This window comes from Psychrobacillus psychrotolerans, assembly GCF_900115805.1.
In the GTDB taxonomy this organism is placed as follows: domain Bacteria; phylum Bacillota; class Bacilli; order Bacillales_A; family Planococcaceae; genus Psychrobacillus; species Psychrobacillus psychrotolerans.
Map to the genome: position 1 here is coordinate 15316 of NZ_FOXU01000008.1, position 22273 is coordinate 37588.

At 37.4% G+C, this 22273-nt stretch carries 20 protein-coding genes; 19 read left to right on the plus strand and 1 reads right to left on the minus strand.

The window, feature by feature from the left end; all coding sequences use genetic code 11:
- Positions 1–84: 84 nt before the first annotated feature.
- The 18 genes from BM260_RS14365 (at position 85) to BM260_RS14445 (ending at position 19871) form a co-directional block, all read left to right on the plus strand.
- Positions 85–1815 carry an adenine deaminase C-terminal domain-containing protein gene (locus tag BM260_RS14365; RefSeq protein WP_093538045.1) on the plus strand — a complete coding sequence of 577 codons (1731 nt, stop codon included), beginning with the start codon at positions 85–87 and terminating at the stop codon, positions 1813–1815.
- A gap of 13 nt (positions 1816–1828) precedes the next feature.
- Positions 1829–2887 (plus strand): DUF3048 domain-containing protein, encoded by a 1059-nt coding sequence (locus tag BM260_RS14370; RefSeq protein ID WP_245762737.1) that lies wholly within the window; start codon positions 1829–1831, stop codon positions 2885–2887.
- Between the two features lie 41 nt (positions 2888–2928).
- Complete coding sequence (locus tag BM260_RS14375; RefSeq protein WP_093538046.1) at positions 2929–3249, plus strand: YerC/YecD family TrpR-related protein; 321 nt, start codon at positions 2929–2931, stop codon at positions 3247–3249.
- 114 nt (positions 3250–3363) lie between these two features.
- The gene (gene pcrB, locus BM260_RS14380; protein ID WP_093538047.1) at positions 3364–4059 is read left to right on the plus strand and encodes a heptaprenylglyceryl phosphate synthase; all 696 of its coding nucleotides are present in this window, start codon (positions 3364–3366) and stop codon (positions 4057–4059) included.
- Positions 4060–4106: 47 nt separating this feature from the next.
- Entirely contained in the window at positions 4107–6335 is a 2229-nt protein-coding gene (pcrA, locus tag BM260_RS14385; RefSeq protein ID WP_093538048.1) for a DNA helicase PcrA, read from the plus strand.
- Between the two features lie 21 nt (positions 6336–6356).
- Positions 6357–8360 (plus strand): NAD-dependent DNA ligase LigA, encoded by a 2004-nt coding sequence (gene ligA, locus BM260_RS14390; RefSeq protein ID WP_093538049.1) that lies wholly within the window; start codon positions 6357–6359, stop codon positions 8358–8360.
- A gap of 14 nt (positions 8361–8374) precedes the next feature.
- Positions 8375–9511, plus strand: a complete 1137-nt coding sequence (locus tag BM260_RS14395; RefSeq protein ID WP_245762738.1) for a CamS family sex pheromone protein — start codon at positions 8375–8377, stop codon at positions 9509–9511.
- A gap of 73 nt (positions 9512–9584) precedes the next feature.
- Complete coding sequence (gene gatC / locus BM260_RS14400) at positions 9585–9875, plus strand: Asp-tRNA(Asn)/Glu-tRNA(Gln) amidotransferase subunit GatC (RefSeq protein ID WP_093538050.1); 291 nt, start codon at positions 9585–9587, stop codon at positions 9873–9875.
- A 21-nt stretch (positions 9876–9896) separates the two neighbouring features.
- On the plus strand, positions 9897–11360 hold the full coding sequence (gatA, locus tag BM260_RS14405) for an Asp-tRNA(Asn)/Glu-tRNA(Gln) amidotransferase subunit GatA (RefSeq protein ID WP_093538051.1): 1464 nt from the start codon (positions 9897–9899) through the stop codon (positions 11358–11360).
- Position 11361: 1 nt separating this feature from the next.
- Complete coding sequence (gene gatB, locus BM260_RS14410) at positions 11362–12789, plus strand: Asp-tRNA(Asn)/Glu-tRNA(Gln) amidotransferase subunit GatB (RefSeq protein WP_093538052.1); 1428 nt, start codon at positions 11362–11364, stop codon at positions 12787–12789.
- 274 nt (positions 12790–13063) lie between these two features.
- Positions 13064–13693 carry a Type 1 glutamine amidotransferase-like domain-containing protein gene (locus tag BM260_RS14415; RefSeq protein WP_175496309.1) on the plus strand — a complete coding sequence of 210 codons (630 nt, stop codon included), beginning with the start codon at positions 13064–13066 and terminating at the stop codon, positions 13691–13693.
- A gap of 440 nt (positions 13694–14133) precedes the next feature.
- Positions 14134–14697: a thioredoxin family protein gene (locus BM260_RS14420; protein ID WP_093538054.1), complete on the plus strand. Its 564-nt coding sequence runs from the start codon at positions 14134–14136 to the stop codon at positions 14695–14697.
- Positions 14698–14821: 124 nt separating this feature from the next.
- Entirely contained in the window at positions 14822–15733 is a 912-nt protein-coding gene (locus BM260_RS14425; RefSeq protein ID WP_093538055.1) for a diacylglycerol kinase, read from the plus strand.
- Between the two features lie 225 nt (positions 15734–15958).
- The gene (locus BM260_RS14430) at positions 15959–17305 is read left to right on the plus strand and encodes a cytochrome ubiquinol oxidase subunit I (RefSeq protein WP_093538056.1); all 1347 of its coding nucleotides are present in this window, start codon (positions 15959–15961) and stop codon (positions 17303–17305) included.
- Complete coding sequence (locus BM260_RS14435) at positions 17302–18330, plus strand: cytochrome d ubiquinol oxidase subunit II (RefSeq protein ID WP_093538057.1); 1029 nt, start codon at positions 17302–17304, stop codon at positions 18328–18330. The genes BM260_RS14430 and BM260_RS14435 overlap by 4 nt, the downstream gene beginning before the upstream one ends.
- 14 nt (positions 18331–18344) lie before the next feature.
- Positions 18345–18449 (plus strand): cytochrome bd oxidase small subunit CydS, encoded by a 105-nt coding sequence (gene cydS / locus BM260_RS18930; RefSeq protein WP_407691719.1) that lies wholly within the window; start codon positions 18345–18347, stop codon positions 18447–18449.
- A gap of 264 nt (positions 18450–18713) precedes the next feature.
- The gene (locus tag BM260_RS14440) at positions 18714–19418 is read left to right on the plus strand and encodes a YjjG family noncanonical pyrimidine nucleotidase (RefSeq protein ID WP_093538058.1); all 705 of its coding nucleotides are present in this window, start codon (positions 18714–18716) and stop codon (positions 19416–19418) included.
- Positions 19419–19547: 129 nt separating this feature from the next.
- Positions 19548–19871 carry a YckD family protein gene (locus tag BM260_RS14445; protein WP_093538059.1) on the plus strand — a complete coding sequence of 108 codons (324 nt, stop codon included), beginning with the start codon at positions 19548–19550 and terminating at the stop codon, positions 19869–19871.
- 38 nt (positions 19872–19909) lie between these two features.
- Here the strand turns inward: BM260_RS14445 and BM260_RS14450 are convergent, their stop codons facing one another.
- Positions 19910–20209, minus strand: a complete 300-nt coding sequence (locus BM260_RS14450; RefSeq protein ID WP_093538191.1) for a hypothetical protein — start codon at positions 20207–20209, stop codon at positions 19910–19912.
- A gap of 284 nt (positions 20210–20493) precedes the next feature.
- Between BM260_RS14450 and rlmD the strand changes: the two genes are divergently transcribed.
- A complete protein-coding gene (gene rlmD / locus BM260_RS14455) occupies positions 20494–21855 on the plus strand; it encodes a 23S rRNA (uracil(1939)-C(5))-methyltransferase RlmD (RefSeq protein ID WP_093538060.1) in 1362 nt (453 codons plus the stop codon).
- Positions 21856–22273 lie beyond the last annotated feature (418 nt).

The following is a 22273-nucleotide window of genomic DNA, read 5'->3' on the forward strand; positions in this document are numbered from 1 at the left end:
AATAGAATTCAGTACTTTGCTTTACTAAAGTACTATGCTAATATTATTTTTATGAGTAAACAAAAAGAAAGGAGAATGGATGCAATGCAATATCCCATTTGGAAAATTGAAGAAATAAGGCATCAGATTGATGTGGTCAATGGAACAAAGTCTCCTGATATAGTAATTACTAATGCAACTTTTTTGCATAGTCATTTAAAAAAGTGGATCACAGGAAACATATGGATAGTGAAAGATCGAATTGTTTATACGGGTTCTGAAATGCCACTAGTTTCCGACCAAACTGAGGTATATGATGCAACTGGTCAAAAAATAGTACCTGGCTATATTGAGCCTCACGTACATCCATTCCAACTTTATAATCCACAAACATTTGCAGATTATGCAGCGCAATTGGGAACGACTACGTTTATAGCGGATAACTTAACATTGTTCTTGATGCTTGAAAATAAGAAAGCGTTTTCATTAATGGACGAACTGAAAGAACTGCCATTTTCCTTCTATTGGTGGGCGCGTTTTGATTCGCAAACCGAGTTAAAGAATGAAGAAGAATTATTTACCTCTAAGACGATTGGAGAATGGATTGAGCGTTCGGATGTCATTATGGGTGGTGAACTGACTGGATGGCCTCGTTTGCTTTCTGGAGATGATCAAATGCTCTATTGGATGCAACAGGCTAAGACAAACGGTATGAAAATTGAAGGCCATTTTCCTGGAGCTTCCGAGCGCACGCTTGCAAGAATGCGTTTGCTAGGAGCAGACGGAGATCATGAAGCAATGACCATTGAAGAAGTGGAACGACGAATTCTACAGGGATATGCAGTAACTCTCCGTCATTCGTCCATACGTCCTGACCTTCCACAACTATTAAAGGATATTTTGGAAAAGGATCTTCAAATTTTTGATCACTTAATGATGACTACAGATGGAGCAACACCTTCTTTTCATATAGATGGAGTTATGGATAAATGTATTCAAGTTGCACTAGATGCAGGTGTAAAACCGATTGACGCCTATTTGATGGCATCCTTTAATGTGGCAAAGTATTATAATATGTCTAATCTACATGGGGTGATTGCAACAGGGCGCTATGCAGATCTCAATTTCTTAAAGGATGAACACAGTCCAGTACCTTTAAGTGTACTTTCCAAAGGAATTTGGCTAAAAAAAGAACAACAAAAAACGAGGGCACTTGATCCAATCAATTGGTCATCTATACCAGATCTGAACTTGTCATTTGACGTTTCGGAAGCTGATTTTCAGTTCTCTATGCCATTTGGGATAGAAATGGTAAATGATGTAATTACCAAACCCTATTCCATTAGCCATGATACAACTGAAATGGAATTATCCAAAAATCATGATGAAAGTTTTCTTTTGTTAATAGATCGCAAAGGAAAGTGGAAAGTTTCAACACTTATTAAAGGCTTTGCAACTTCACTAATGGGCTTCGCCTCTTCATACTCTAATACGGGTGATATTTTATTGATCGGGAAGAACAAAGAAAGTATGCAACAAGCTTTCCGGGAAGTAAAAAAAATGAATGGTGGAATTGTTATTGTGGAGGAAGAACAAATCATTTGTTCTGTCCAACTCCCGATAGGTGGAGTATTATCTAATAAGCCAGTAGAAGATTTAATAGAAGAGGAACTAGTTTTAAAAAGAGAACTAGCAGCTAGAGGATTTAAGCATGGGGATGCTATTTACACATTGTTATTCCTTCAAGCAACACACTTACCGTATGTAAGGATAACGCAAAAAGGAATTTTCGATGTGATGAAAAAACAAGTATTGTTTCCAGCATTAATGAGGTAGGGGGACGTAAGTTGTGTTCAAACAGTGGGGAATTTTAATGTTAGCTAGTGTACTTCTTGTAGCTTGTTCCGATAAAGAGAAAGGAACAGAAGAGGTAAATCCAGTAGACGATACAATAGAGGAAGTCGGGGAAGAAGTTGTAGAGACAGAAGAGGAAGTAGTATTGCCGTTCACAGCACCTTTCACAGGTGTTGGATCAGAGAAAGAATTGACACAAAGACCTATTCTAGTCACTATAAACAATCATCCGCTTGCACGTCCACAGTCAGGAATTGCAAAAGCAGATATTATTTACGAAATGTTAGCAGAAGGTAATGTAACAAGATTTTTAGCAGTTTATCAAAGTGAGATTCCAGAAAAAATGGGTCCAGTTAGAAGTGCTAGAGACTACTTTGTTGACATTGCTAGAGGGCTAGATGCATTTTATGTTGCACATGGATATAGTCCTGATGCTCAAAGTATGCTAAGTTCTAGAGTAGTTGATAACATAAACGGAATGCAATACGACGGTATATTATTCGAACGATCGAGGGAGCGAAAAGCACCGCATAATTCGTATATATCAAAAGATAAAGTATTAGCAGGTGCAGAAAAAGTAAAGGCTTCGATGGAGATTACTAAAATACCAAGGTTTTCTTTCTTCGACTCTTTTGAAGGGATAAAGATTGGGAATCCAGTATCTAATTTTTCTATACATTACGGTGCAGGCTCCACTTTTGAAAACGAATATACGTATATTTCTGAAGAAGGTTTATATGAGCGTGAGACCGCTGGAGCTTTGACAATAGATAAAGAGACAGACAAAGCTGTTAAAATTGCCAATATAATATGCATGGAAATTCCGCACAAAATTATTGATAGTTCAGGTCGCCGTCAGTTATCTTTAAATGATGGAGGAAGAGCGTATATTTTTCAAGCAGGTATTATGAAAGAAATCGAATGGGAGAATATCGATGGAATTCTGATGCCGATGGAAAATGGAGTTCCTGCTAAACTAGTACCTGGTCAAACATGGATCAGTTTTATACCGACAAACCCTGGTTTAGAAGAAATGGTCACTTATTTACCTTAACCATAGAAGACCCAATATAAACAAGAAGGAGGATGACTGCAATGCAAATTGAAAAAATTAAAGGCAATCAAACAGAACAACTATTTAAGGCAGTATTAGAGTTAAAGAACATGGAAGAATGTTATAAGTTTTTTGACGATCTTTGTACAATAAGCGAAATTCAATCCTTAGCACAACGTTTCGAGGTTGCACATCTATTACGTTTGAAGAAAACATATGAATCTATTAAAAAAGAAACTGGGGCAAGTACTGCTACCATTTCACGTGTAAGACGTGCCTACGACTACGGCAACGGTACTTATGATGAAATGTTAGGGCGCTTATATCCAGATGAAAATTCGACGCCAACCATTAAAGAGTAGATTAAAAAATATAAGTTTTCAAAATATGTAAGAACATGTACTGAACAGCGATGTCTGTTCAGTTTTTTTGTTATAATGGGATGAATGTTAACTAATTAGATGTAGGTGAAAAAATTGGAATATAAAGATTGGCGACATATATTCAAGTTAGATCCAGCAAAAAATATAGCAGCAGATGCTCTTGAACTAATATGTGAATCCGGCACAGATGCAATTATTATCGGGGGCTCTGACAATGTGACACTCGATAATGTGATTGATTTGCTAATGCGGGTTAGAAGGTATGCAGTTCCTGTGGCGTTAGAAGTATCTACGATTGAAGCTATAACTCCTGGATTTGATTATTATTTTATACCTAGTGTATTAAATAGCTCCGAAACGAAGTGGGTGAAGGATTTACATCACGCAGCTACGAAGGAATTTGGAGAGGTTATGAATTGGGATGAAATTATTCCAGAAGGGTATTGTATTTTAAACCCTGATTGTAAAGCTGCAAAATTGACGAATGCCTTGCATCCGTTAAGTGAAGAGGACATTATAGCATATGCGGAAATGGTCGAGCATTTGTTTAGATTTCCGGTTTTCTACATGGAGTATAGCGGAATGTATGGTGATGTACAAACTGTGAAAAAAGTGAGTAAACGTTTAAAAAACACTCAACTGTTTTATGGTGGAGGTATTCAAACCGAGGAGCAAGCAAGACAAATGGCTACCTATGCAGATACAATAATTGTTGGTAATTATATATATGACAATTTGGCAGAGGCTTTAAAAACAGTAGAAGCAGTAAAGACATTGAGTAAACAATAGATTTACGATATGATTAGAGAACAAATGTTCTTGAAAGGAAGTGCACTATGGAAATCATCGCGAAAAACTTATTGAATGGTATGAATAAAGAACAAGAAGAAGCCGTGAAGACAACAGAAGGTCCACTTCTTATTATGGCAGGTGCAGGTTCAGGGAAAACACGTGTACTAACCCACCGAATTGCTTATTTAATCGTAGAAAAGGAAGTATACCCATCGAAAATACTAGCCATCACCTTTACCAATAAAGCAGCAAGAGAGATGCGAGAGCGTATAGATGGCTTATTAGGACCGGGGACTGGAGAAAGAATGTGGGTATCTACATTTCACTCCATGTGTGTACGTATTTTAAGAAGAGATATTGACCGAATAGGATATACAAAAAACTTTTCTATTTTAGATACAAGTGATCAGTTGACAGTTATTAAAAATGTTTTAAAAGAACAAAATATTGATTCAAAACAATATGATCCTCGTTCGATGTTAAATGCGATTAGTGGAGCCAAAAATATATGCATCGATTCGGATATGTATCGTGCACAGATGAATGAGATGAATCCGTTTGAAAAGACAGTAGCAAATGTGTATCAAAGCTATCAAAAAAAATTGAGAAAGAACCAATCACTCGATTTTGATGATTTAATCATGCTAACATCAACGCTGTTTAAACGAGTTCCTGATGTCCTGGAGTTTTATCAAAACAAATTCCAGTATATCCATGTAGATGAATATCAAGATACAAACAAAGCGCAGTATGAGTTAGTACAAATGCTTGCTAAAAAGTTCAAAAATATTTGTGTTGTTGGTGACTCGGATCAATCGATTTATCGTTGGCGTGGAGCAGATATTCAGAATATCCTATCGTTTGAAAAAGATTATCCTAATGCAAAAGCCATCATGCTAGAACAAAATTATCGTTCTTCTCAACGAATCTTACAGGCAGCAAATGACGTCATTGGTAATAACACGAGTAGATACCCGAAGGTTTTACGAACAGAGAATCTAGATGGGGAAAAAATCGAGTTATTCCGTGCGATGAATGAACAGCAGGAAGCACAATATGTCGTTCAAAAAATTCAAGATTTAATGGAATTAGAGAATCGTACATTAAATGATTTTGCCGTTTTATATCGGACGAATGCCCAGTCACGTGTGATGGAGGAAGTACTTGTAAAATCGAATATGGCCTATACAATTGTGGGCGGTACAAAGTTCTATGATCGTAAAGAGATTAAAGACTTACTTGCCTACCTGCGTCTAATAGCAAATAACGATGATGATTTATCACTTGCTCGAATTATTAATGAGCCGAAACGAAATATTGGAGCGACTTCTTTTGAACGTATGGCTCTCTATGCAATAGACCAAGATCGTTCGATTTTAGATGCATTAAACGAAGTCGACTTTATGGGGATACCTGCTCGGGCTGTAAACTCTGTTATTCAATTCCAAGGGCTGATCAATAACTTAACCCAAATGCAGGAGTTTTTGTCTGTCACAGAAATAGTGGAGCAAGTGCTTGATAAAACAGGGTATCGTACGATGCTTAAAAATGAAAAGACAATTGAATCGGAAAGTCGATTAGAAAATATTGAAGAGTTTTTATCAGTAACGAAAGCATTTGAGAAACAGAGTGAAGATAAGTCATTAGTTGCCTTTTTAACCGACCTGGCACTTATCTCAGATATAGATAAGTTGGATGAAGAGGAAGATATATCAAAAGGGAATATTATATTAATGACGATGCATGCCGCAAAAGGCTTGGAATTTCCAGTAGTATTTATCATAGGGATGGAAGAAAATATATTCCCACATTCACGTTCTCTTGGTGATGATGATGAAATGGAAGAGGAACGGCGCTTGGCTTATGTAGGAATCACTCGTGCAGAAGAAAGACTTGTGATAACCTGTGCCCAGTCTCGAACTATTTTTGGTCGTGGCAGTTTTAATAGCCCATCTCGTTTTATCAAAGAGATTTCAGATGATATTATTGAGGTCGTTGGATGGACTAAAGACACCGGCAAAAATCCAGAAAGAAATGCAAAAGCTATGGCTAACACTCGTAAAGCAGTAGTTACTCGTCCGGCATATAACGAGTCTGGTGGGGATAAAATGGGCTGGCAAGTTGGAGATAAAGCGACTCATAAAAAATGGGGCGAAGGTATGGTTGTCAGTGTTCGTGGCGATGGTGAGAATACCGAGCTAGATATTGCATTTCCAAGTCCTACGGGCATTAAGCGTCTGCTTGCTAAGTTTGCCCCTATCGAAAAAGTATAACTACAACAGGAGGAACCCTGGATGGATCAGTTAGAACAACGAGTACAAGAGTTACACAAGCTGTTAAATGATTATGGACATGCCTATTATGTATTAGATGATCCTATTGTTCCGGATGCCGTATACGATCAATACTTGCATGAACTAATAGCTTTGGAGGAACAAAATCCAGATTTGATATTACCAGATTCTCCTACTCAGCGAGTTGGTTCCATCGTAAGTGAAGGCTTTAAAAAGGTAACTCATGCAAATCCAATGCTTAGTCTATCTAATGCATTCAATGAAGGGGATTTGCGTGATTTTGATAAACGTATTCAAGGTATTATCGATGAAACACCAACGTATATATGTGAACTGAAAATCGATGGACTGGCAATTTCCCTATTATATGAGGACGGTCTTTTGAAAAGAGGGGCTACTCGGGGAGATGGGACGATTGGTGAAGATATTACCAGTAATATTAAAACCATTCGTTCGATTCCAATGCGCCTAAAAGATTCAGTAACCTTGGAGGCAAGAGGCGAAGCGTATATGCCAAAGTCTTCCTTTGCAAAGTTGAACGAAGATCGCACAGCACAAGCAGAAGTCTTATTTGCCAACCCACGGAATGCAGCAGCAGGTTCTTTACGTCAGCTTGACCCGAAAATAACTGCTAGCCGTAATTTATCGATGTTCGTCTATGGAATGGGCGGAGATGGTGAGGACCAGAATATAGACAATCATTTGGATGCACTAGGTTTTATGAATACACAGGGATTACCGACTAATAAGGAAACGAAGAAGTGCACTTCTATCGAAGAAGTGCTCAGCTTTATAGAAGAGTGGACAGAAAAAAGGCATGACATTCCATATGAAATTGATGGAATTGTTATAAAAGTTAATGACTATGCCCAACAAGAAGAGCTAGGATTTACAGCAAAGAGTCCACGATTTGCAATTGCTTATAAATTTCCTGCCGAGGAAGTAGTCACGCAAATTATTGATATCGATTTAACTGTTGGTCGCACAGGTGTTGTCACGCCAACTGCAATTTTAGTACCAGCACAAGTAGCAGGTTCTACTGTACAACGTGCTACACTTCATAATGAAGATTTAATCCGTGAAAAAGATATTCGAATTGGGGATCATGTCATTATCCGTAAAGCGGGAGACATTATTCCAGAAGTAGTGTCTGTTATAACGGAAGAGAGAAAAGGCACAGAGGAACCATATAAAATGCCAACTCATTGCCCGGTATGTGAAAGTGAATTAGTGAGAATCGAAGAAGAAGTAGCACTTCGTTGTGTAAATCCGCAATGCCCAGCTCAGATCCAAGAAGGTATTTACCACTTTGCTTCACGCAATGCGATGAATATTGATGGACTTGGTGAAAAAGTGGTAGAACAGCTTTTTAGAGAACAACTGATCAAGGATATTTCAGATTTATATAAATTGACAGTAGATGACTTAGTGAAGCTTGAGCGCATGGGGCTCAAGTCAGCAACCAATTTAGTGGAAGCATTAGAAGTATCTAAAGCAAACTCAATGGAACGAGTGCTATTTGGACTTGGTATTCGTCATATTGGAGAAAAAGCTGCCAAAATACTTTCGGCTAATTTTCATAGTTTTGAGGCACTGATGAAAGCAACAAGGGAAGAGCTTATAGCTATTTTTGAAATTGGTGAAAAAATGGCTGATTCATTAGTGACTTATTTTGAGCAGGAAGAGGTCCAGTTATTGATTGAACGCTTAAAAGAAGCTGGATTGACCCTACAGTATACTGGTAGAATTATTGATGCAGATGTAATGGAGAATAGTCCATTTGCTGGTAAAACAGTTGTTTTAACAGGAAAACTGATGCAACTATCACGTACTGAAGCTAAAGAAAAAATAGAGTCATTAGGTGGTAAGGTTGCTGGAAGTGTCAGCAAGAAAACAGATTTGGTCATTGCCGGAGAAGAAGCAGGATCAAAACTGGAAAAAGCAACAAGCCTAGGTATTGAGGTTTGGGATGAACAAAAATTATTGGACTCCATAGCGGAGTAAAGGGAGTGGCGAACATGACCAAAAAACATATAGGCATGTTGACGCTGGCTTTATTACTAACGGTTTCTGGGTGTGCTCCTTCTTTAGATGACGAAACAAAAGTTATACAAAATACAGAAGAAGAAGAGACCAAGACAGTAATAATTCCGAGTTTGCAGCTAGATGAAACATACTACAGAACATTATTACCTTATGAGGAAAGTGCAAGTAAAGGATTAGTATTATCTAATTTGTCTACTAAGTACGATATGAAGGAAGTGGAAACTGGACTTCTACGTATTTCACAAAATGAATTCTCGCCTGATAAGTATTTGTTCCAGGAGGGACAGTACCTAGATACGACAACACTGAAGAAATGGCTTGCAAGAAGCAACCAAGCAGAAGGTGGATTAAACCCGGATGATAAAGGTTTAACTGGAGAAGAAAAAGCCCAAAAAGCACCAGTCTATATCACGCATATTGTGGAACAAAACTATTTGGAAAAAGTAGATAATAAAGTTAGTCTATCTGGGATATCTATTGGATTGGCGTTAAATTCCACGTATTATTACACGAAGGAAAAATACGGTGCTACTTATGAAGAAAAGCTGAGCCAGGCTCAGATTGAAGAGAATGGAAGAAGAATTGCGGAAGAAGTAGTTACCCGTTTACGTAAGATAGATGGTCTTGCAGATATTCCAATTGTAGTAGGTTTGTTTAAGCAAAATAGCCGAAATGCAGTTGTTCCAGGAACATACTTCTCCTATAGCACTGCGCCAGCGGGCAAAAATGTGTCTGATTGGAAGGGAAATGATGAGGAATATATTTTATTCCCAACTGCTGAATCAGAAGAAAAGTACCGAGATTTAGATACAATTTTCCGGAACTTCAAAATGGATGTAGAGACATATTTCCCTAACTATACAAGCATTATTGGGACTGGTTATTTCAAAGACAAACAGCTTCAAAAATGGACGATCACCATTCCTATTCAGTTTTATGGAACGGCAGAGATAATTGGCTTTACACAGTATTTGGCTGGACTTGTAAAGGATCATTTTAATCCATCGATGAATGTAGAATTACAGGTTAATTCCTTGGATGGTGCAGAAGCATTACTTGTTAAAAAAACTGGCGATGAAGAAGCTTATGTCCATATTTACACGCAATAGGCTACACTCTGTTCAAGTAGAGTGAAAAATGATATGATATTTCGTATGGTTATTGAATTCGGAGGTGTTATAAATGGCGGAATTAACAAAAGAAGAAGTTAAGCATGTTGCGCATCTTGCAAGACTTGCAATTACAGAAGAAGAGGCAGAAAAGTTTGCGCTACAACTAGGAGCAATCACGGAATTTGCTGAGCAATTAAAAGAATTAGATACAACAAATGTAGAACCTACTACACATGTCCTACCTTTAGTAAACGTGTTACGCGAAGATGTAGCTACAAAAGGATTAGACCGTGATACGATGATGTTAAATGTTAAAGAACAAGAAGCAGGACAAGTAAAAGTACCATCAATAATGGACTAATAGATGTAAGGAGGGAAAATCATGACGTTATTTAATCACTCAGCGAAAGAACTACAAGCACTTGTACATAGTAAAGAAGTTTCTTTAGTAGATTTGACTAACGAAGCTTTTGGACGTGTGGAAAAACTAGATGGCGAGGTAGAAGCCTTCTTAGCTTTGAACAAAGAAAAAGCATTAGAAACAGCTACAGAATTAGAAAAAGTTCCTTTTGAAGAACGTGGACCATTATTTGGGTTACCGATCGGAGTGAAGGATAATATCGTAACTGAAGGATTAGAAACGACTTGTGCAAGTAAAATTTTACAAGGATTCAATCCTATCTATGATGCAACTGTTGTGAAAAAGTTGCGCGAGGCTGGAATGATTACAATTGGTAAACTGAATATGGATGAGTTTGCAATGGGATCTTCCAATGAAAACTCAGCATATAAAACAACAAAAAATCCATGGTCATTAGATCGTGTTCCTGGTGGATCTTCAGGTGCATCTGCAGCAGCTGTAGCAGCTGGTGAAGTACCATTCTCCTTAGGGTCAGATACAGGTGGATCTATTCGTCAACCGGCATCCTATTGTGGTGTTGTTGGGATGAAACCTACATACGGACGTGTGTCCCGTTTTGGATTAGTAGCGTTTGCATCTTCTTTAGATCAAATTGGTCCAATCACTCGTAATGTAGAAGACAATGCACTACTTTTAGAAGCAATTTCTGGAGTTGATGCACATGACTCTACTTCGGCAGATGTTGAGGTTCCAAACTTTGCAGCTGCTCTTACTGGAGATATTAAAGGTCTTCGTATTGCCGTGCCTAAAGAGTATTTAGGAGAAGGTGTAAGTGAAGCGGTTCGTGGGTCTATTATGGATGCATTGAAAGTATTAGAAGCAAAAGGAGCTACTTGGGAAGAGGTTTCATTGCCACATTCTAAATATGCTTTAGCGACATATTATATTCTTTCTTCTTCAGAGGCTTCTTCTAACCTTTCTCGTTTTGATGGAATTCGTTATGGCTTCCGTGCTGAAAACGTAGAAAACTTATTGGACCTTTATAAAGAAACACGTGCGCAAGGATTTGGGGACGAAGTTAAACGTCGTATTATGCTTGGGACTTACTCGTTAAGTGCTGGAACATATGATGCTTACTATAAAAAAGCGCAGCAAGTTCGTACGCTTATCAAACAAGATTTCGATAAAGTTTTAGCTGACTATGATGTAATCGTAGGACCAACTGCACCAACTCCAGCATTCAAAATTGGAGAAAACGTAGAAGATCCATTGACGATGTATGCCAATGATATATTAACAATCCCAATTAACCTTGCAGGTTTGCCAGCAATTTCTATCCCTTGTGGATTTGAAGATGGAATGCCGCTAGGATTGCAAATTATCGGAAATTATTTTGATGAGTCCACGATTTATCGTGTAGCACATGTTTACGAGCAGTCTACTGATTTCCATAAACAAACTCCTCAAATATGGGAGGGAAAATAACATGAACTTTGAAACAGTTATTGGTTTAGAAGTACACGTTGAGTTAAAAACAGAGTCGAAAATCTTCTCATCCGCACCTAATCATTTTGGTGCTGAACCAAACACTAATACAACAGTAGTAGACCTAGGATACCCTGGTGTTTTACCAGTATTGAATAAAAATGTAGTCGATTTTGCGATGCGTGCAGCACTCGCATTAAATATGGAAATTGAACAAAATACAAAGTTTGATCGCAAAAACTATTTCTATCCAGATAATCCGAAAGCATATCAAATTTCACAATTTGATAAACCAATCGGTAAAAATGGTTGGGTTGAAATTGAAGTCAATGGTGAGAAAAAACGTATCGGGATTACTCGTCTACATATGGAAGAAGATGCTGGGAAGCTTTCACATGCAGATGGATATTCACTAGTAGACTTTAACCGTCAAGGAACTCCACTAGTAGAAATCGTTTCAGAGCCAGATATTCGTACTCCTGAGGAAGCATATGCTTACTTAGAAAAAGTTAAATCAATTATCCAATATACAGACGTTTCTGACTGTAAAATGGAAGAAGGATCTTTACGCTGTGATGCCAATATTTCTATTCGTCCATATGGTCAAGAGGAATTTGGGACTAAAACAGAGTTGAAGAACTTAAACTCTTTCAACTTTGTACGTAGAGGATTAGAGCACGAAGAGATTCGTCAAGCAGAAGTATTATCTACTGGTGGAATTATTGAACAAGAAACTCGTCGCTATGATGAGAAAACTGGTAAAACGATTCTTATGCGTGTAAAAGAAGGTACGGATGACTATCGTTATTTCCCAGAGCCAGATTTAGTGGATCTTGTAATTGATGATGCATGGTTAGAACGTGTACGCTCAGAAATCCCTGAACTACCAGATGCGCGTAAACAACGTTATATCCAAGAGCTTGGATTATCTCCATATGATGCACATGTATTAACATTGTCTAAAGATATGGCTAACTTCTTTGAAGCAACCATTGCTGATGGCGCAGACGTAAAACTGGCTGCTAACTGGATGATGGGTGAGGTTTCTGCATACCTAAATGCAGACCAAAAAGAGTTGAAGGATATAGAACTTACTCCTGCTAATCTTTCTGGAATGATCAAACTAATCTCTGATGGCACCATTTCTTCAAAAATTGCGAAAAAAGTATTCAAAGAGCTTGCTGATAATGGCGGAGACGCTGCGGAAGTAGTAAAAGCTAAAGGCTTAGTACAAATTTCGGACGAAGGCGCACTTCGTGAAATCGTTACAGCAACACTGGATACTAACCCACAATCTATTGAAGATTTTAAAAACGGAAAAGACCGCGCAATCGGCTTCTTAGTTGGACAAATCATGAAAGCAACAAAAGGCCAAGCAAACCCGCCTCTTGTTAACAAAATCTTGAACGAAGAAATTACTAAACGCTAATACTCAAGGATACCCACTTAAAGTGGGTATCCTTTTTTTGTGGGAATATTTAACTCGTCTCTCGTATAGATGCAAAGTTCTCTCGGATAAAAGTCAATCACTCTCGTATAGTGGATATTTCGAGGTGTCTCTCGTAAGGATTCGAAACGCTCTCGGATAGCAGTTGATCACACTCATTAGTACAGAAATTTATGAATAAAATTGTATTTATTTCCAAGAAAACTGATGCTATGATAAATGAATATTTATGTAACATATAAAGAGGTGAATCAAGGTGGAGCTATGCTTTATTGGTGGGGGACATGTTTTAAAGGGTGAGCTAGATGATATATTTGAAGAATTGACGAAAAAGATTAAAGCAAATGCAAAAGTTTTAGTAGTTCCTTTTGCGACAGAAGTTTCTAATTATGACAGCTGGATGGTAAATCTAAAACAGGCTTTTTCTACCTATACAAACACTACACTTAGTTTATTACATGAGGACCTATCCAAAAATGAAATGGAAGATTTGATAAATGAGAGCGATGTTCTGTATTTAATAGGCGGGAGACCAGAAAAATTACTTCAGCTGATTGAAGAAAAAGAACTTGCTAGGAGTATTGAAAATTTTCCTGGGTTATTAATCGGTTATAGTGCAGGGGCTTTAGCATTTTGTAAGGATTGTCTTTTAACTAAAGACGATGACTATCCGGAGTCCTTAGTTATAAAAGGGTTAGGTTTAGTGGACTTTAGTGTGGAGGTGCATTATAACGAAGCATCTGATGACGAATTGTCTACTCTTTCCTCCGCTCGTAGGATTTATGCTCTCCCTGATGGAAGTGCCATTTTCTACAAAGAAGGTAAACTACATAAAAAAGTGAATGATGTCATTTTATTTGAATCAAAGAAAAAATCAATGGTATAGAAATTGGCTGTCTTTGATGACAGTCTTTTTTTTGAAAATGAATGGCACAGTTTGTGACACTAACATATAAAGATATTTGCTCAACTAAGTAATGAGGATGAAAATGTACACTTGGGTTATATTGATTTAGAGAGCGGAAAATCACATGAAATTAAAGCACCTCCATTTTCAGAGACGCTATATCTGAAGACTATAATTCGATAAACGTAAAGGAAACCACTAGTAAAAATAGAAGACAATGAGCAACATGAGTGAAAGACTTGTGCGACCACGCTTTACAGAAGAAGGCACGCTTGTGGTTAACGGTGAAGGGGAACAGAGAAAGCTGTATTTACAGGGTGTAAACTTCGAACAATAATATAGTTTATATATTCATGAGTCTAGCTTGTTTGAATAACATTTAAAAACGAAGTATACTTATAAAAAAGGGGGCTACTCACTTGACTACAGAACAACAGTATTTTGAAAATGCAAAACCACTAGCTCAATATATGGATGATATGACTACGAAAAAAGAAGAATCTTTTAGCATCTATGAAAAATTTGATGTGCCAGCGGATGATGAATTCATTCAAGTACTAAAGGATAGAGCGCCACATATATTAGTTATTACAGAAGACTGGTGTGGCGATGCAATGATGAACAATGCGATATTGCGTAAAATTGCAGAAGCAGCAAATGTAGAAGTACGTGCTGTTTATCGCGATGAAAACTTGGATTTAATTGACCAGTATTTAACAAATGGTGGTCGTTCAATTCCCGTTTATTTGTTGATAAGCAAAGATGGTGAAGTGATTTCTAAATGGGGTCCCCGTGCAGAGAGTGTTCAGCAATTCGTAATGGACGGCAGAGCTAAATTCCCAGCCAAAGAAGACCCATCATTTGAGGAAACTCAAAAAGAATTTTACGCACAAATGTCTAATGAATTTGTAAACAATCAAGAATTTCACCTAGCAGTATATGAAGCAATTCGTAATGCTTGGTTACCAGCACTACAAAAATAATTAGGCTGATCAAATTCTTAAAGGAGTCGGCAACAGTCGACTCTTTTAATAGTGGAATGAAACTTTTTTTGATGAAACATAGTCTTTATAATAACAAAGATTGTGAAACAGAAAGGAAATAAGTATGAAACGTGCACGAATTATCTATAATCCAACTTCTGGAAGAGAACTATTTAAAAAGAACTTAGCAGAAGTATTGGAAACGTTAGAGATTGCTGGGTATGAGACATCGTGTCACGCCACTACGCGTGAAGGTGATGCTACAGAGGCAGCGAGGAAAGCAGTGGAAAATGGCTTTGATATTATCATTGCATCTGGCGGAGATGGTACGCTAAATGAGGTTGTTGCAGGGGTAAGTGAATTCGAAAAGCGACCTAAAATTGGGCTGATTCCAATGGGGACGACGAATGACTTTGCAAGAGCAGTTCATATTCCAAGAGACATAAAAAAAGCTGTGGAGATTATTGTTAAAGGTGATTCTATTCCAGTTGACGTGGGATTAGTTAATGATCGCTATTTTATCAATATTGCTGGTGGTGGTCGAATTACCGAGCTTACGTATGATGTACCAAGTAAACTGAAAACAATGCTTGGGCAGCTTGCTTATTATTTAAAAGGGATTGAAATGCTTCCGTCGATTAAATCAACAAGAGTTAGAATTGAATATGATGGGGAAGTATTTGAAGACGAGGCCATGATGTTCCTAGTTGGTTTAACGAACTCGGTCGGTGGTTTTGAAAAGCTTGCCCCAAGTTCAAGTATTAATGATGGATTGTTTTCTTTGTTAATATTGAAAAAGTTGAACATAGCAGAGTTTATCCGTGTGGCATCTTTAGCCTTACGGGGGGAACATTTAACGGATCCCCATGTTATTTTTAAAAAAGCAAAACATATTAAAGTAACTTCTGACGATATGGTTCTTTTAAATTTAGACGGAGAATACGGCGGAGTTATACCTGCCACATTCCAAAATTTACACAGACATATAGAGGTTTTCGTACCGATTGATGAAATACGTGAAGAGGATAGACCTTAAGTAAAAGCTCAGCATTTAATAAAATGCTGAGCTTTTTTATATTGTTTTAGAAAACACCGATAGATAAAGTTCAATATTTTTGTTTTTGGGTAATATGATGATAAAGGGGTGGAGCACATGTATAAGAAACAAGAGAAGTATTTAATGTGGCTTGCTTTTGTTGTGGCAGGAATCATGATGCTATCAATAGCGGGGAGAATATTTGGGAACTAGAATGGGGGAAGGCTGATGAATGAAGAATCGGTATTTTTTAGTCGCGTTTTAACCGAATTGACCTTATCGTTTCATATTATTTACGCAACTATTGGTGTTGGTGTACCTTTAATGATTATGATTGCCCAGTGGGTAGGTATTAAAAAGAATGATGAGCATTACATATTGTTAGCACGTAGGTGGGCGAGAGGATTCGTCATTACTGTAGCGGTAGGAGTTGTTACAGGGACCGCAATTGGTATGCAGTTGTCATTACTGTGGCCGAACTTTATGGAACTTGCGGGGAATATTATAGCTCTTCCTCTATTCATGGAGACTTTTGCTTTCTTTTTTGAAGCTATTTTCCTTGGTATTTACTTATATACTTGGGATCGATTTGAGAACCAAAAGAAGCATCTCCTGTTACTTATTCCAGTTGCGATTGGCGCTTCATTTTCCGCAGTTTTTATAACCATGGTAAATGCATTTATGAATGCCCCTCAAGGGTTCGATATAGTTAACGGGGAATTAGTGAATATTAGCCCGCTGCTAGCCATGTTCAACCCTGCTATGCCAACAAAGGTTGCTCATGTAGTGGTAACGGCGTATATGACCTCTGCATTTGTGTTAGCGGCGATTGCAGCTTTTCGTTTATTGAAAGGCTCTAATCATATATACCATAAAAAAGCATTATTCTTAACGATGAAAGTAGGGTTAGTATTTTCAATTGCTACTGCTATTATTGGAGATTTCTCAGGAAAGTATTTAGCGGAGTATCAGCCTGAAAAACTAGCTGCAGCTGAATGGCATTTTGAAACGGAAGAAAGTGCGCCACTAATTCTCTATGGAATATTAGATGATGGAGAAGTGAAGTATGCAATAGAAATACCCTTTGCTTTGAGTATTCTCGCCCATTTCAATCCGACTGCAGAAGTGATTGGTTTAGATCAGTTCCCAGAGGATGAAACGCCGCCGTTATATATTCACTACTTGTTTGATATTATGGTGACGATTGGGATGTCGATGGTAGCACTTTCAGGACTATACTGGCTTGGTAAAATTCTGAAATGGTCCTTTGTCAATTCTAGATGGTATCGTTGGCTCATAGTTTTGGGGGGACCAGCGTCTATACTCGCTATTGAAGCTGGTTGGTGGCTTGCGGAAGTAGGAAGGCAGCCATGGATACTAAGAGGTATCATGCGGGTGGAAGATGCTGCAACCACCAGTCCACATGTCGATATCATGCTGATTTTATTTGCTGGTCTTTACCTAGTACTTGGAGTCGGAAGTATCGTAGTTTTAAGTCGTATGTTCAGAAAGAATCCAGTCGAGCAAGAAATAGAAGACAGACATGCTGAAAAGGGCGGTGATATGTTATGACATTAGAGATCATCGGAATTTTTGTGTTGTGGACGTTTCTTTTCGGATATTTAGTCGTTGCATCTATTGACTTTGGCGCAGGTTTTTTTAACGCGTATAGTTTACTCACAGGAAGGCAGAGGATATTAACGAATATTATACAGCGTTATTTGTCGCCAGTTTGGGAGGTAACGAATGTATTTTTAGTATTTTTCTTTGTAGGGATTATCGGGTTTTTCCCGAAAACTGCATTTTATTATGGTACGACCTTACTAGTTCCTGCAAGTATAGCTCTAATATTACTTGCGATTCGCGGCTCTTATTATGCTTTTGAAACATATGGTTCTAGAGGGCACAAGGGATACTCATTTATGTATGGTCTTGCTGGTCTTTTTATCCCGGCAGCTTTGTCTATTGTATTAACAATATCAGAAGGCGGCTTTGTTCATATGATCAATGATTCACCTACTCTCGATTACGAGGCATTATTTACAAGCCCACTCACATGGTCGATTGTTGTATTAAGTCTTTCTTCAGTATTGTATATTTCATCCGTGTTTTTGACCTGGTATGCCAATAAAGCAGGAGACATAGATGCGACAAGGCTGATGCGAAAGTATGCACTTATTTGGGCACTGCCGACGATAATAACAGCGGGTGGAATTATGGTAGAGCTTCGTTCACATAATCCGGATCATTACGAAAACATGCTTAATATTTGGTGGGCATTTGCATTATCACTATTACTTTTCATCGGTACAGTGTGGTTATTATGGTCGAAAAGAAGTTACGGATTGGCTTTTGTGTTATTAGGAGGCCAGTTTCTTATAGCATTCTTCGCATACGGATTTGCGCATCTCCCATATTTGCTGTATCCACATTTAACAATCTATGACAGCTTTACTAATGAAGCAATGGCTCTTGCTTTAATAGTCGCTTTTATAGCTGGGCTTGCTTTACTAATACCATCGCTATATTTACTACTGAGATTGTTTTTGTTCAATAAAGATTATGTACGTGGAAAAAAAGAAGATAATCACGCATAAGGAAGGAGCAAACTATGACAGAGTTTATGATATTTTATGCACCATTCATCGTATTAATCGGCTCCATTATCATAGCCTTTTGGGCAGCTTCTAAAGACGGGGCAGTGAAGGACGAATAAACGAATGTCCTCGGTCGACTTGATCGGGGACATTATTATGTTTTCGGTCATATGGCCCTAAAAACTTTATATGGCCAAAATAGATGAAATATAGTCCATAAATAGCACTATTTCATGCAAGAAAGCCCTAAAAGTTAATAAGATAGCCCATTAAAATATTTATTGGACCTGGAAAGAATATCTTCTTATTAAAAAACACTAAATGATATTTTAGTCTAATATCTATTCTGCTACAATTGGAGGGACAGGAAAGGGGTATTTTTGATGAAATATGATGTACTACTATTTGATTTAGATGACACTTTACTTGACTTTGGAATGACTGAACATAATGCATTTCGTTTTTTGTTTGAAGAGTATGGATTACCAAATGGTTTAAGTGATTATCTAGATACCTACAAGGCTATAAGTAAAAGCTTATGGGAAGACCTAGAATATGGTCGTATCACCTTAACAGAGCTAAAAGTCGAACGTTTTAAACGATTATTTACTGAACATTCCTTAGACATAGATCCGATTATATGCGGGCAGAAATACATAGAAAATTTAGGGAAAGAAGTTCATCTGATTGAGGGAGTAGAAGAAATGTTAGCAAGCATGAAAGATTTCCGAATCGCTCTTCTTACTAATGGATTTAAAGATGCACAGCATGCACGAGTAAATGGATCTTCTTTAAAGAATATTTTTGAAGCCATCATAACCTCGGAAGAAACAGGATTCCAAAAACCTCAAAAAGAAATTTTTGCATATGCATTAGAGAAGCTTCAAATTTCAGATCCATCTCGCGTATTAATGGTTGGGGATTCACTTTCTTCCGACATTCAAGGCGGAAATAATTTTGGGATTGATACATGTTGGTTCAATCCAAATAGAAAACAGAATCAAACTAATATAGAACCAACCTATGAAATTCATTCATGGGAGCAATTAGCTGGACTCGTTAAAATATTGGCAGTAGAAACAAAGTAATATTGGACCTCAAAATGAGGTTCTTTTTTATTTTTATTCTACTTATAGCATTTTATACAGTTTTTCAAAAAAGGATAATTGCTGCCTAGTGGCACATGATAAAACAAATTGAAGGAAGGAGATTTGTCTATGAAAAAATGTTGGGTTACTGTTATAACAGCGATTTTAATGTGTTTGGGAATAATGGGGTTTTCATTAGAAACAAATGCAGAAATGCCAGTAGATATAAAGTTAACGGCGAAACAACAAGAAGAGATGAAGTCTTTACAACAAGATGCGCTTAACCAAAAGAAAGAAATTATTAACAAATATGTTGAGTATGGTGTATTTTCTAAAGAAAAGGGACAAAAAGTAATAACCCATCTAGAGGAGCGCTATTTAAAACTGGAACAAAACGGATTTGTTCCAGTCATTCATGACGACTATAGAAAACATCGAAGTAATGAATCCTAATCTTATACTAAGCTAAAGTTCTAGTTAGGTTTTTCTGATTAATTTACCTCTGTCCTGCTATAAATTTCATATGCAAAATAGCCAAGTAGCAGGCCTGCCCCAGAGCCAAAAGATAAAGTGGATAATAATGAAAATGAGAAAAGTATATTAAATATAACCCCAACTACACATCCAAATAGCATTCCTAGAGGTATCAAACTGTCCAGTAAATCTTGTTGGTCGTTTGAATTTTTTCTGCCAGTCTTACCTTGCTTTTGTTTATGCTCAAGCTTTTTAATAATAAAGATCGCAATGCCTCCAACTATTACAACGGGCAGTACATTACCTATAATTTCCATAAGTAACTCCATCTTATTACCTCCATTCATTATCTAATTTTATTTATTTTTAACTTATTTTTTACAACATTCAGGCCAGTGTTTGCGGAAGATAGGCTTTTTAAATAAATAAAGCTATAACTAGTATAACATTTCTAAAAATTCCGTTATATATAGAAGGTTCACATAACTGGTGATTTTGTATAGAAGAATTGAAAAATAATTGATAATGCGTATGAGTCAGCAGACTTGTACGCATTCTTTTTGGTATAATGAATCAATCATAACTAGAACGGAGATTAACATTGAATACACCAGTACAAAAAAATGATCAGTTAACAGTCTATATTGAAGATTTAACACATGACGGAGCGGGTGTGGCAAAGGTCGACGGATATCCTCTATTTATAGCAGGAGGCTTGCCGCATGAAACTGTGGAAGTCCACGTGCTTAAAACATTAAAAAACTATGGCTTTGCCAAGTTAAAAAATATCGTAGAGCCATCTCCATTTCGTGTAGAAGCACCGTGTCCAGTATTTTATGAATGTGGAGGCTGTCAGCTTCAGCATATGACATATGAAGGACAGCTTGCATGGAAGGAAAGTATGGTTCGCAATGTCATGAAACGCATAGGGAAAATAGATGCACCAGTTCTTCCTGTAAAAGGTATGGACAAGCCTTGGGAATATCGCAACAAATCTCAAATACCATTTGATTTAGAAAATGGTCAAGTTATTGCAGGCTTCTATCAAGCGAAATCTCATCGAATAGCAGATACGAATACTTGTTTAATACAATCAGATGAGGCAGATAGATTACTAAGAGCAGTAAAAGAAAATGCATTGAAACTGGATTTAGTTCCATACAATGAAGAAACGAAAAAAGGTCAGCTACGCCACTTAGTCGTCCGTAAGGGACGGGCAACTGGAGAAGTGATGGTTGTACTTGTAACGAAGCATGCAAAATTAGCGAAGCAAGAGGAAATTATTCAATTCATCCGTGAAGTAGAACCAAATGTGAAATCAATTGTTCATAATGTGAATAACCAGAACACAAATGTGATTTTTGGAAATGAAACAAACGTTATTTGGGGCAAAGCCGTTATTGAAGACTTAATCGGGGATGTTCGCTTTGAAATTTCAGCGCGCTCATTTTACCAAGTAAATCCTGTACAAACGGAGGTCCTATACAAGCAAGCACTGGATTATGCACAGCTAACAGGGGAAGAAACAGTAATTGACGCATATTGCGGAATTGGTACAATTTCATTATTTTTAGCGCAAAAAGCCAAACAAGTACTTGGAGTAGAGATCGTCCCACAGGCAATTGAAGACGCAAAACGAAATGCAGAGCTGAATGGTTTTACTAACACATACTTTGAGGCTGGACCTGCAGAGGAAGTTATTCCTAATTGGTACAAAGAAGGCAAGCATGCAGATGTCTTAGTAGTGGATCCACCGAGAAAAGGTTGTGACGAAGCACTATTAACGACAATTATAGAGCAGCGTCCAAAGCGTGTTGTTTATGTATCTTGTAACCCCGCAACGCTTGCTCGTGATTTGAGAATATTAGAAGACGGCGGTTATAAAACAAAAGAGGTTCAACCCGTGGATATGTTCCCGCAATCGACGCATGTAGAGTGTTGCGCGTTGCTAGAATTAGTATAAAAAAAGAAAGGTCCGTTCAAATTTCCCTTTTTGGACGGCTTTTCAAATTACATAATCAAAGTAATTCATTTGAAAAGCGATAAAAGATGAGTGGGGATCCATCTTTCTTAATTTCAATTCGTTCTACTAGGCGGTGTAACATCTTCGGGGTTAATTCATTGAATTGTTTTAGATTAAGGTTTGAAATGTACAATACCCCACCCCAATATTTGATTTACAACCGAAAAAAAGAAGCGCTATAAAGTGCTTCTTAAACTTACTGACTTTTATCTATTTAGACCTTTTTCATGTAATCGATAAATAACAGCTGCCATTTGCGCTCTTGTTTATGGATCATTAGGGGGGCCAAACCGACTGTCTGAATAAACAGGCATAATCCCTTCTAATTCATTATTTCTATCGCAATATATACCCAATA

What these genes read in the sequence shown, in the direction of transcription:
- gatA (WP_093538051.1), top strand. Translation starts at nt 9,897, where the DNA reads ATGACGTTATTTAATCACTCAGCGAAAGAACTACAAGCACTTGTACAT.
- BM260_RS14425 (WP_093538055.1), top strand. Translation starts at nt 14,822, where the DNA reads ATGAAACGTGCACGAATTATCTATAATCCAACTTCTGGAAGAGAACTA.
- BM260_RS14395 (WP_245762738.1), top strand. Translation starts at nt 8,375, where the DNA reads ATGACCAAAAAACATATAGGCATGTTGACGCTGGCTTTATTACTAACG.
- BM260_RS14440 (WP_093538058.1), top strand. Translation starts at nt 18,714, where the DNA reads ATGAAATATGATGTACTACTATTTGATTTAGATGACACTTTACTTGAC.
- gatB (WP_093538052.1), top strand. Translation starts at nt 11,362, where the DNA reads ATGAACTTTGAAACAGTTATTGGTTTAGAAGTACACGTTGAGTTAAAA.
- pcrA (WP_093538048.1), top strand. Translation starts at nt 4,107, where the DNA reads ATGGAAATCATCGCGAAAAACTTATTGAATGGTATGAATAAAGAACAA.
- BM260_RS14375 (WP_093538046.1), top strand. Translation starts at nt 2,929, where the DNA reads ATGCAAATTGAAAAAATTAAAGGCAATCAAACAGAACAACTATTTAAG.
- ligA (WP_093538049.1), top strand. Translation starts at nt 6,357, where the DNA reads ATGGATCAGTTAGAACAACGAGTACAAGAGTTACACAAGCTGTTAAAT.
- cydS (WP_407691719.1), top strand. Translation starts at nt 18,345, where the DNA reads ATGACAGAGTTTATGATATTTTATGCACCATTCATCGTATTAATCGGC.
- BM260_RS14365 (WP_093538045.1), top strand. Translation starts at nt 85, where the DNA reads ATGCAATATCCCATTTGGAAAATTGAAGAAATAAGGCATCAGATTGAT.
- BM260_RS14435 (WP_093538057.1), top strand. Translation starts at nt 17,302, where the DNA reads ATGACATTAGAGATCATCGGAATTTTTGTGTTGTGGACGTTTCTTTTC.
- BM260_RS14445 (WP_093538059.1), top strand. Translation starts at nt 19,548, where the DNA reads ATGAAAAAATGTTGGGTTACTGTTATAACAGCGATTTTAATGTGTTTG.
- gatC (WP_093538050.1), top strand. Translation starts at nt 9,585, where the DNA reads ATGGCGGAATTAACAAAAGAAGAAGTTAAGCATGTTGCGCATCTTGCA.
- BM260_RS14450 (WP_093538191.1), bottom strand. Translation starts at nt 20,209, where the DNA reads ATGGAAATTATAGGTAATGTACTGCCCGTTGTAATAGTTGGAGGCATT.